Origin of the sequence: Magnetospirillum fulvum (assembly GCF_900108475.1) — a bacterium.
Lineage (GTDB): Bacteria > Pseudomonadota > Alphaproteobacteria > Rhodospirillales > Magnetospirillaceae > Phaeospirillum > Phaeospirillum fulvum_A.
This window is the reverse complement of sequence record NZ_FNWO01000018.1, coordinates 42712-53380: the sequence shown is the minus strand read 5'-3', so window position 1 is coordinate 53380 and position 10669 is coordinate 42712. Positions and strand designations below refer to the sequence as shown.

Annotated in this window: 7 protein-coding genes; 5 read left to right on the top strand and 2 right to left on the bottom strand. The window is 68.4% G+C overall.

Annotation, left to right across the window (positions count from 1 at the left end; translation table 11 throughout):
* On the bottom strand, positions 1-700 hold a 700-nt coding region (locus BLW40_RS16115; protein ID WP_139305640.1), incomplete at its 3' end, for an enolase N-terminal-like fold-containing protein.
* A gap of 338 nt (positions 701-1038) precedes the next feature.
* A complete protein-coding gene (locus BLW40_RS16110; RefSeq protein WP_074770402.1) occupies positions 1039-2214 on the bottom strand; it encodes an amidase in 1176 nt (391 codons plus the stop codon).
* A 162-nt stretch (positions 2215-2376) separates the two neighbouring features.
* Here BLW40_RS16110 and BLW40_RS16105 point away from each other — a divergent pair, with 162 nt between their 5' ends.
* The 5 genes from BLW40_RS16105 to BLW40_RS16085 all read left to right on the top strand — a co-directional run bounded on the left by BLW40_RS16105 (position 2377) and on the right by BLW40_RS16085 (position 10313).
* Positions 2377-4587 (top strand): heavy metal translocating P-type ATPase, encoded by a 2211-nt coding sequence (locus BLW40_RS16105; protein WP_074770400.1) that lies wholly within the window; start codon positions 2377-2379, stop codon positions 4585-4587.
* A gap of 109 nt (positions 4588-4696) precedes the next feature.
* Positions 4697-5800, top strand: coding sequence for a divergent polysaccharide deacetylase family protein (locus tag BLW40_RS18100; RefSeq protein WP_280139929.1), 1104 nt, complete (start codon positions 4697-4699; stop codon positions 5798-5800).
* 49 nt (positions 5801-5849) lie between these two features.
* Positions 5850-6050, top strand: coding sequence for a heavy-metal-associated domain-containing protein (locus BLW40_RS16095; protein WP_074770397.1), 201 nt, complete (start codon positions 5850-5852; stop codon positions 6048-6050).
* A 250-nt stretch (positions 6051-6300) separates the two neighbouring features.
* Positions 6301-7800, top strand: coding sequence for a glutathione-disulfide reductase (gene gor, locus BLW40_RS16090; protein WP_074770395.1), 1500 nt, complete (start codon positions 6301-6303; stop codon positions 7798-7800).
* Positions 7797-10313, top strand: coding sequence for an AsmA family protein (locus tag BLW40_RS16085; RefSeq protein ID WP_074770393.1), 2517 nt, complete (start codon positions 7797-7799; stop codon positions 10311-10313). The genes gor and BLW40_RS16085 overlap by 4 nt, the downstream gene beginning before the upstream one ends.
* The last annotated feature ends 356 nt before the right edge of the window (positions 10314-10669 follow it).

Genomic DNA, 10669 nt, shown 5'->3' with positions numbered 1-10669 from the left:
GGTTGTAATGGGCGTTGATCGCGGCGACCCCCAGCGCCATTTCGAGCGGATCCCACGAGCCAGAAAACTCAGCCAGCTGCTTCAGGCTCATCTTGCGAAATTCGGGCAGACGGCCGATCAGATCGCGGGCATTGCGGGGCAGATAGGCCAGACCGGCCCCGGCCGGACCTTCGACCATCAACCAGCGCGGACCGATCACGATCTGGCGGACTTCGTCGGCGGCGACGCCCAGGGCCAGATCGCGATAGAGCCGCTCCGGTCCCCACCAGCGCCACAAGCCCCGCATCGCAGGCGGGATCAGCGCGCCGCCGGTGCCGACGAAATCGTGCCAGTGCTGGACGCTGCCATCGGGAATGGTGGTCAGGACCGGCATGCCCTGCGACGCCCCCTCGCCGACGGCGGCGGTCAGTTCGGTTGCGGCATGACGGAACGCCTCGAACCCGCCGACCACCGCGAGATCGGCATCGTCGCGCATCGCGGTGCGCAAAGAGCGGGCGGCGGCGTCTTCTCCGCTCATCGCCATCGGCTGTCCGCTGGCGAGATCGACCGTCTCGTCGCCCAGACGCAGGCAGCCGCCGACGGTAAAACCGCGATCGGCGATGGTGCGGGCAAATTTCGCGATCATCTCGTTGACCGGAGCTTCGGGTTCGTGGATGACGACGCCGGGGCTGATCCAGGGAGCCTTGGTCGGTGCGAACATCCTACGAAAATCCTTGAAAACCGGTCGGGATCGAGATCGAAAATTACAAAAGCAAGCGCCATGCCATTCTAAACGATCGCCTTAATCGACGAGAGAGAGCGGCACGGCTGTCCTTCCGGCGCCAGCGCGACGGTTTCGACGCTGTCGCAACCGTGACAGACCCTGTCTGAAACCGGACAGCGGGCTCGGACGGTCGCGGCGGATTGTCGGCAGTCGTTATGTAGCCTGCCTTTATCACGGATTATCGCGCCCCGCACCCGGTCGAACGGCATGGCACGAAAAAGAAAAGGGCGCAGACCGGTCTGCGCCCTTTCGTCTTCGACGCTGACGCTCCAGCGCTACGCCTTGCCGATCCGGCGGGCGGCGGCCAGCAGCAGCGAATCACCGCCGCGCGGCCCGATCAGCGACAGACCGACCGGACGACCGTTGACGTTACACAGTGGCAGGCTGATCTGGGGGCATCCCGCCATTCCGGCAATCGCGGTCAGGCTGATGATGCGCGAGCGGATATCCCACATCACCGAACGCGGGCTTTGCACCGGCGGCGCAGTGACCGGAGTGGTCGGCAGCACCAGCACCGCATGGCCTTCCAGCGCGTCGAGCACCCAACGCCGCGCCCGCAGCCGGAACCCCCGCGCCGCCGACAAGGTGCGGTTGGCGACCCGCGAGCCTCTCAGGAAATTGTCGGCGACCTCGAAGCCAAAGCGGGGGTTCGAGCGGTTGATCCAATCGCCGAACGTCTCCCACGCCTCGCGGCCCTGAATCGCGTTCTGGGGCTCGATCCAGTCGGACAACGGCACCGGCGAGATGCGGACACCGCGCGTCACCGGGGCCACCGCCTCGGCGATCCGGGGCAGCGCCGCCTCGATCACGGCAGCAACCTCGGGATCGGCGGCTTCCAGCGTATCTTCGAGCACGACGGCGCGGGCCGGGCGCTGGTCGGCCACCTTTTTACGCAGCAGAACCTCGCCCATCCGCGCCAGCACGTCGGGATCGGCGGCGAGCAGCCCGACCGTATCGAACGTGTTGGACTGGCCCAACACGCCGTCCATCGGGACCACCCCCAGCGTCGGCCGCAGCCCGAACACGCCGCAGAACGAGGCCGGAACACGGGTCGAACCCGCCGTGTCGGTGCCGAGCGCCATGTCGGCCAGGCCACCAGCGACGGCGACCGCCGAGCCGCTGGACGATCCGCCCGGAACATGGCCGGGAGCACGCGGATTTTCCGGGGTACCGTAATGGGAATTGTCGCCGAAGATGCCGCGGGTCAATTCGTCGGTGTGGGTCTTGCCGACCAGACGGGCGCCGGATTCCAGCAAGGCCGACACCGCCCAGGCGGTCTGTCGGGCCGGTTCGGCCAACCGCCGCCAATCGGGATTACCGGCACCGGTAACATAACCGGCGACGTCGAACACATCCTTAGCGGCAAAGGTCAGCCCGGCCAGCGGACCTTGGCGGGCGCCATCGATATAGACATCGCCGCCGAGAGTGAAAGCGTTATACGGATCATGCACGGCGGGCACCTCTCCAAGGAAAACCTGTCGGAACCAGCCTGAAAATTACCCGTAAAGACAGGGTGCGGTCCAGCGGAATGGCAGGGCGGAGGTTTAGGCTTGACCTCGCCGCCGCCGCCTCCCCATTTAAGAAATGTTCGCAAATCGACGAGGCCCGCAGCGATGACGTCGCACTCTTCCCCGGCGAAAGACTTGGCCGACCTGTCGCTTGGCATCAACGGCATGACCTGCGCCGCGTGTTCGACCCGGCTGGAGCGGGTGCTTGGCCGCGTCGAGGGGGTCGAGCGAGCCCTGGTCAGCCTCGCCGCCGAACGGGCCGACATCCGCTACGATCCCGCCCTGGTCTCGCCGCCGACGCTGGAAGCCGCCATCGTCAAGGCCGGATTCGCCCCCGACCCCGCCCGTTCGGGCGAGGACGAAGACCTTGACCGCGCCGAGGCCGACCGAATCCGGCGAGACAGACGCGATCTAGGGCTGCTGGCGCTGTCGGCGCTGCTGGCCCTGCCGCTGATGCTCGACATGGGGCTGGAGATGGCGGGCGGACACGCTTTGCTGCCGCCCTGGACCCAATTGATCTTGGCCGCCTTGGTCCAATTCGGCATCGGCGCGCGGTTCTATCGTGGAGCCTGGGCCTCGCTGCGCGGCGGGGCGGGCAACATGGACGTGCTGGTGGTGCTGGGAACCTCGGCGGCGTTCGGGCTGTCGGCCTATCGGGTGCTGAGTGGCGATGCCCACCACGGAACGCTGTATTTCGAGGGATCGGCGGTGGTCATCACCCTGGTCCTGCTCGGCAAGACATTGGAAAACCGCGCCCGCCATTCCGCCGCCGGAGCGATCCGGGCGTTGATGCGGCTGAAGCCCGCGACGGCGAGGGTCGAGCGTGACGGACTCGAGATCGAGGTTCCCGCCGCCCTGGTCGGGATCGGCGAAACCGTGCTGATCCGCCCCGGCGAGCGGGTGCCGGTCGATGGCACCATCAGCGCAGGCGACAGCACCTTGGACGAGTCGCTGGTGACGGGCGAAAGCCTGCCGGTCGGACGCGGCGCAGGCGACATGGTGGTAGCCGGATCGGTCAATGGCGAGGGATTGTTGCGGGTTGCCGCCACCCGTGTCGGCGCCGAATCGACGATCGGCCGGATCATCCGGCTGGTGCGCGGTGCCCAGGCCAGCAAAGCCCCGGTCCAGGCGCTGGTCGACCGGGTCTCGGCGATCTTCGTCCCGGTCGTGGTGGCGCTGGCGGCGGCGACCTTCCTGGGCTGGTGGGGATTGGCCGGTGACAGCACGACCGGCTTTGTCGCGGCGGTGTCGGTGCTGGTGGTCGCCTGCCCCTGCGCGCTGGGATTGGCGACCCCGGCCGGATTGATGGTCGGCACCGGTCTCGCCGCCCGTCACGGCATCCTGATCAAGGACGCCGAAGCGCTGGAGCGCGCCCACAAGGTCGCAGCGATTGCGTTCGACAAGACCGGCACCTTGACCGAGGGACGCCCGGCCCTGGCGGCCGTTTGCGCTCTGGACGGCGACCGGACGGCGCTGCTTCGCCTCGTCGCCTCGGCCCAGCAGGGCAGCGAACATCCGCTGGGGCGGGCCACCGTCGCGGCGGCAACAAGCGAAGGACTGGGTTTGGACCCGGTCAGCGAATTTCGTGCCCTGCCCGGTCGCGGCCTGACCGCGATTGTGGCAGAGAGGACAATCGTGATCGGCAGCCGCCGCCTGATGACGGAAAGCGGGATCGATCCCGCCCCGCTGGCCGAAGCGGCCGAGGCGGAAGAGGCTTTGGGCCACACCCTGATGTGGGTGGCGGCGGATAAGGCCCTGATCGGCTTCGTCTCCTTGGCCGACCCGGTCCGCCCGACGGCGGTGGCGGCGGTGGCGGCGTTGAAGCGGATGGGACTCGTCCCGGCGATGCTGACCGGCGACAGCCCCCGCGCCGCCCGGGCGGTGGCCGCGAAAGTCGGGATCGACCGGGTCAGCGCCGGAATCCTGCCCGAGGACAAGGTCGCCGAACTGGCCCGGCTCAAATCCGAATTCGGCGTGGTGGCGATGGTCGGCGACGGCATCAACGACGCTCCCGCCCTGGCCGCCGCCGATATCGGAATCGCGATGGGCGGCGGCAGCGACGCGGCGATGCAGGCCGCCGGGCTGACCTTGATGCGGAGCGATCCGGCCCTGGTGCCGCAAGCTCTGGCGATTTCGCGCGCCACCTCGCGGAAAATCAGCCAGAACTTGGTCTGGGCCTTCGCCTATAATCTGATCGCCCTGCCTGCGGCGGCGGCGGGGCTGCTCAGTCCGGCGCTGGCCGGGGCGGCGATGGCGCTGTCCTCGGTCTCGGTGGTGACCAACGCCCTGCTGCTGAAGCGGTGGCGCCCGTCGTGATCACCGCCTCTCTTGCCTTGGACCGTCCTCCCGCCCGGTCTATAACCGCCGATCAACCGAAATCGTAAAGGAGACCCGGGTGGGCCGACGTGAGGTCAGACGGATGCTGATGGGGTACAGACGCCCACTGTGGCAACGCCCCGGCGTGATCGTTGCGGCTTTGGCCGCCGTGCTGGTGCTCGGACTGCTGCTAGGGCTCGGTCTCGGCCGCTGGTCCGGTCCTCCCCCCGCCCCCGTCGCTCCTCCACCGGTCGCGACGATTCAGCCCGAGCCGCCCCAGACCGCCCCGGAAGCTCCGCCGCTGCCGCCGTTTTCGTCCGAGGAGGAATCTGCCCCCGCCGAATCCGGCCCGCCGCTGATCCAGCCGCCGCCGCCGCGCCCCGATCCCGGTTCGTCGGAATCGCTGGAAATCGGCCGTGCCTCGGACGTGGTGGCGATGCTGCCCGCCCCGCCGCCGTCGGTTCCCTCGGCCAAGCTTCCCCCCGCCGGAGCGGCGGTGTGGATGCGCCATGCCGCACCGTCGCCCCGGGTCGGCGGCCGCCCGATGATCGCGATCATCATCGACGATCTTGGCATCGACCGCCGCCGCGCCGAGCGGATCTCCGCCCTGCCCGGACCGCTGACCCTGTCCTTCATGACCTATGCCGAGGATTTGCCCCGGCTGACCGCCGAGGCGCGCCGTCGCGGCCACGAATTGATGGTCCATGTCCCGATGCAGCCGCGCGGAGCCAATTTCGAAGCCGGTCCCGAGGTACTGGAGGTCGGCCAGACGCCCGAGGAAATCCGCCGCCGCCTCGACTGGGATCTGTCGCGTTTTGACGGTTTCATCGGCATCAACAACCATATGGGCAGCCGTTTCACCGGAGATCCCGCCTCGATGCGGGTGGTGATGGCCGAATTGCGGCGGCGCGGTCTGATCTTTGTCGATTCCGTCACCACCGAGCGCAGCGCCGGAGCCGAAACCGCCCGCCAGTTCGGCGTGCCGTTCGCCTCGCGCCACGTCTTCCTTGATAACGACCAGGGCGTCGCCCATGTCCGCGCCCAGCTCGCCAAGGCCGAAGCCTATGCCCGCCGCCACGGCTTCGCCGTCGCGATCGGCCACCCCCACGACGGCACCATCGAGGCGCTGGCGGGATGGGTACCGGGGCTGGAGGCCAAAGGGTTGGTGCTGGTCCCGGTTTCGACCATCATTCGTACTGGAGCGGGGGGCTAGCAAAACCCCCGCCCGCCGCTTGTGTCGTTTCAGCAGAGGAGAGCAACCGATGTCCACCACCTATCGCGTTTCCGGCATGACCTGCGGCGGCTGCGCCCGCGCCGTCTCCCAGGCTATCGCCGAAGCCGCGCCTATGGCCACGGTCCAGGTCGATCTCGACCGCCAGGCGGTAACCGTCGATGGAGCCGACGAAGCCCAGGTCAAAGCCGCAATTGATGCCGCCGGATTCGGCTTCGAAGGCCGGGTCTAGACCGGAACGCCCCAACCGGCTTCATGGCGGGTATGTGCGGCGGCGCACAAAAAAAGCTTGCCGCAGCGGGGGCAATAGCTGGAATCATGGTCGGAGCCGGGGTTGACCTGCAACGCTGGCTCCCACCGGTCTGGTTCCGCCGCATGTCGGCGTCTGTCGGCCAGACGCCGGAGCCGCGCCTGACGTGGCGCTTCTCGCTGCCGATCCGTCTTGGTAGAAAGAAGGCCTTCCCCGGCCGAAGGATTCACCCATGACTGCCTACGATTTCGACTTGATCACGATTGGGGCCGGTTCCGGCGGCGTTCGGGCCAGTCGGCTAGCGGCCGAAGCCGGGCGTCGGGTCGCGGTGGTCGAGGGATCGCGAGTCGGCGGCACCTGCGTGATGCGCGGCTGCGTGCCCAAGAAGCTGCTGGTGATCGGGGCCGGGTTCGCCTCTGAACTGGCCGATGCCGAGGCGTTTGGCTGGCGAATTGAAGGGGCGGAGTTCGATTGGGCAAGGCTGGTCGCGGCGAAGAACGCCGAACTGAACCGGCTGGAGACGATCTATGCCCGCGTGCTGCGCGAGGCCGGGGTCACCCTGGTCGAAGGACGCGGCACCCTGGTCGATCCCCATACAATCCAGGTGGGCGAGCGCCGCCTGACCGCCGCGACGATTCTGGTCGCGACCGGGGGCAAGCCCTTCCTTCCCACCCTGCCCGGGATCGAACACGCGATCACCTCGAACGAAGCGCTGGACCTGATGCAATTGCCGCGTCGGGCGGTGATCGTTGGCGGCGGCTATATCGCGGTCGAGTTCGCCGGAATCTTCAACGCGCTCGGAGTCGAGGTCACCCAGATTCTGCGCGGCGAGGCGATCCTGCGCGGCTTCGATCCCGATCTGCGCGCGGCCCAGACCGAGGAGATGCGGGCGCTGGGCGTCGATATCCGCCCGCGCACCCTGGTCCGCGCCATCGAGCGCGACCGCACCGGCACGCGGGTTCTCACCGCCGATCCCGAGGGCAATCCGGGCGAGACGATCGAGACCGATCTGATCCTCTATGCCACCGGTCGGCGGCCCAACAGCGCCGGGTTGGGGCTGGAGGCGGCGGGAGTGGAGATCGACGAGCGGGGCGCGATCATCGTCGATGCCTTCTCCCGAACCTCGGTCCGCCATATCTGGGCGGTCGGCGACGTCACCAACCGGCTGAATCTGACTCCTGCGGCGCTGGCCGAGGCCGGAGCCTTCGTCCGCACCGCCTTCCAGGGGTGCCCCACCGCGATCGACCATCAATTGGTGCCGACGGCGGTGTTCGGCGCGCCGCCGCTGGCGACGGTCGGGCTGGGCGAGGACGAGGCACGGCGGCTGTATGGCAGCGTCGATGTCTATCTCTCGCGCTTCCGTCCCCTGCGCCAAGGCCTGACCGGCCGCGAGGGGCGGGCTTTGGTCAAGCTGGTGGTCGAGCGCGACGACGATCATGTGCTGGGGGTCCATGTCATCGGCCCCGATGCGCCCGAAATCATTCAGGGCTTTGCGGTGGCGTTGCGCTGCCGCGCCACCAAAGCACAATTCGACGCGACCCTGGGGGTCCACCCCACCGCTGCCGAGGAATTGGTGACCCTGCGCCAGCGACGGCCCGAACCGGTCCCGCCGTCTGCGCCCGACGCGGACGCGACCGACTCCCCTTCCCTTTCCCCCGCGCCGGAGCCTGACGCCCAGCCCCAGCCGGACCCCGACACTGACCCCGAACAGACGGCCCCTGATCCATCATGACTGTTGTCTCCCTGAAAATCGCCGCAGCAACCCTGGCTGGCGGCGTGGTGGCGGTGCTGGCGGTTCCGGCCTTGATCGATTGGAGTTCGTTGCGTCCGGGGATCGAACGTAGCGCAACGGCGGCGCTGGGCTGGCCGGTGGTGGTGTCGGGACCGATCTCGGCCCGTCTGGTTCCCAGCCCGGTTGTCACCTTGAAGCGGGTCGCGATCGGCACCGCCGGATTCGAAACGGTTCGGCTGGAATTTGGCATCTGGCCGTTGTTGTCGGGGCGGATCGCCCTGGCCGAAATCGGCCTGATCGGCGGACGGTTGGGAGCCGGGGCGTCGCTCGACGGCACGGTGCGACTAGGCGAGATCTTCGCGTCCGGGGGACGGTTGGACGGCGGCTTCACTGCCAGTGGCACGTTGGGATTGGGCGGATTGTCCCTCCCGTTCGAAGCCGAGGGAGCCCGGCCCGGCGGCGGACCTGCGGTTCCGTTGCGCGCTCAATTGCGGCTACCCGATTCGACCGGGGGGACGATCCGGCTCGAATCAACGGTCACCGCAACCAGGGCCGATGGGCGGATGTCGCTCGACCTGCCCTCGCTGGCCCGAGCGGCGGGATCGGACGTGCTGCCCGACCTGCCGTTGACCGCCGAGGGACGGCTGTCGGTAACCCCGGACGAGGCGGCTTTGCAGGAAATCACCGTCGCATTGGGCGAATCGCGGGCGGGCGGCGAGATCGTCGCCATTCTAGGGGCCAGCCCGGTCGCGGTCGATGTCAGCCTGCGCGCCCAGACCCTCGACCTCGATCAGTCGAGTCCGGCTTTGGTCCGGGCCAAGGCCAAGGCCGAGGCTGAGGCAGCGGGAAGCGCAACGACCGCTCCGCCCCCCTCGGCCCCGACCAAGGTCACCAAGGCGACCAGCCCGGCGCTGCGTCTGCCGTTGCCCGCCAACGTCACGGTCAATTTCGACCTTGCCGCCGACACGGTGCGCTGGCGCGGCGGGGTGGTGCGCCGTCCCCGCCTCAGTGCGATGCTCGACGGCGGCATCCTGACCCTCAGCAACGTCTCGGCCCAGCTTCCCGGCGCCACCGCGCTGGGTCTCAGCGGGATAGTATCGACCGGAGAGCGCGGCCCGGCCTTCGAAGGCCGGATGCGGCTCGACAGCGCCGATCCGCCCCGGTTGCGCGCCTGGGTCTGGCCGGGCAGCGGCGGCGGGGCCTGGCCCAGCAATGCCCGGCTCGACGCCACCCTGTCCGGCCGGGACGGGCGTCTTGATCTGTCGCCGCTGGTGCTAGGGCTCGACGACATCCGCGCCACCGGCTCGGTCAGCCTGGGACAGAGCATCGCCGCGCACCTGTCGGTGCGGGGGATCGAGGCGGCGTTCGATGGCGGGCGCGGCGACGACGGCACGCTGGTCGGCGCGCTGGAACTGCACGGCCCCAGTTATGCCGAGGCGGTGCGGCTGCTGGTCTCCGATTATCGTCCCAGCCGCGACGGAGCCTTGAGGGCAAGCGCGACGCTGGGCAGCGACAAGGGCAGCTTGACCCTCGACGATTTACGCCTGACCGCCGGAGCCGCCCAGATCGGCGGCACGGTCCGGATCGAGCCGGACGGCCCGGTGCGGGCAGACCTGACTGCGGGCGAAGTGCGGCTTGACCCCTTCCTGCCGCCGGAAGGCAAAGGCACGGCGCTGGCAGCAGCCCGGGCTCCCCGCCCCGCCGCCGCCGGACACTCCACCCGGACGCGGGGCGAGGAAAGCGCCCCGCCGCCCCCGGTGCCGCGCGGGCGGGTCGAGGCGATGCCGCTGGGCGGGCTTCCCCGCGCCGAGATGACGGTCCGCATCGCCACCCTGATGGTCAAATCCTGGAGGCTGGATGGGGTTTCCGGCCATCTCGCTTTGACCGGAACGGGCAACGGAGCCACGATCGACGGGTTGCGCGCCCAGGCGCTGGGCGGACGTATCGAGGGAAGCGCGCGGCTGATGCCGGGCGGTCTTAGCGGCGATCTGACCCTGTCCGGACTCGATGCCGGCGGTCTCAAACTGTCGGCGGGTGGACTGACGCTGACCGGGGGCAAGCTCGACGGCCAGGCCCGTCTGTCTGCGAGCGGACTGGCTCCGGCGCACTTGGCTGCGACCCTCAGCGGCGAGGCCAAGATCACCATTGCCAACGGGTCGATACAGGGTTTCGATCTGGCCGAGGCCAATGCCAGATTGAGCCGACACGACCTTGCCGGGCTGTTGTCGGGCGGGCGGATCGGGGGCACCACCCGCTTTTCAGCCTTGTCCGGCAGTTTCCGCGCCGAAAGCGGCACCGTCTCCAGCCGCGATTTGACCCTGACCGCCGAGGGCGGCCGCCTGACCGGAACCGGCAGCGTCGATCTGGGCGGACAAGCGGTCGATGCCCGCCTCACGATCGCTCCGGCCAATGCCGGTCTGCCCCCGCTGGGGATTCGCCTGCACGGGCGGCTGGATGCCCCCGACGTCGTATTCGACGCCAACGACCTGATGCGGGCAATGATGAAAAAATAGAAGCACAGGGAAATCGGCGAGTTAATCGCACGAGCCCCTGAATTGCCCTGCTAAACAACACTCAAGCATAGATGAAAGCTAGATGATTGGCAGGGAATTAATGTTTAGTATAACAATTTACATTGAGTAAAATTTCTATTTCCTTTGTTCAAATTTTCCTAACCTGTCCGGTTCAGCCCAACCTCTGGATAGGCCATAGTTCAAAATCCATCGTCGCCGCGTTGGGAAGCACCCGCTGCGCCAGCATCGTCCGCGTCTTGGACGCGACCCATGCGCAGGGATGGCAGGATCACTGGCTCGGCAACGCGCGTCGGCTACCCCAGTGCCGGAACGCTCCAGCCGAATCGCTAGACCTT

Coding starts and splice junctions, on each gene's coding strand:
- BLW40_RS16095 (WP_074770397.1), top strand. CDS start 5,850: ATGTCCACCACCTATCGCGTTTCCGGCATGACCTGCGGCGGCTGCGCC.
- BLW40_RS16105 (WP_074770400.1), top strand. CDS start 2,377: ATGACGTCGCACTCTTCCCCGGCGAAAGACTTGGCCGACCTGTCGCTT.
- gor (WP_074770395.1), top strand. CDS start 6,301: ATGACTGCCTACGATTTCGACTTGATCACGATTGGGGCCGGTTCCGGC.
- BLW40_RS18100 (WP_280139929.1), top strand. CDS start 4,697: ATGGGGTACAGACGCCCACTGTGGCAACGCCCCGGCGTGATCGTTGCG.
- BLW40_RS16085 (WP_074770393.1), top strand. CDS start 7,797: ATGACTGTTGTCTCCCTGAAAATCGCCGCAGCAACCCTGGCTGGCGGC.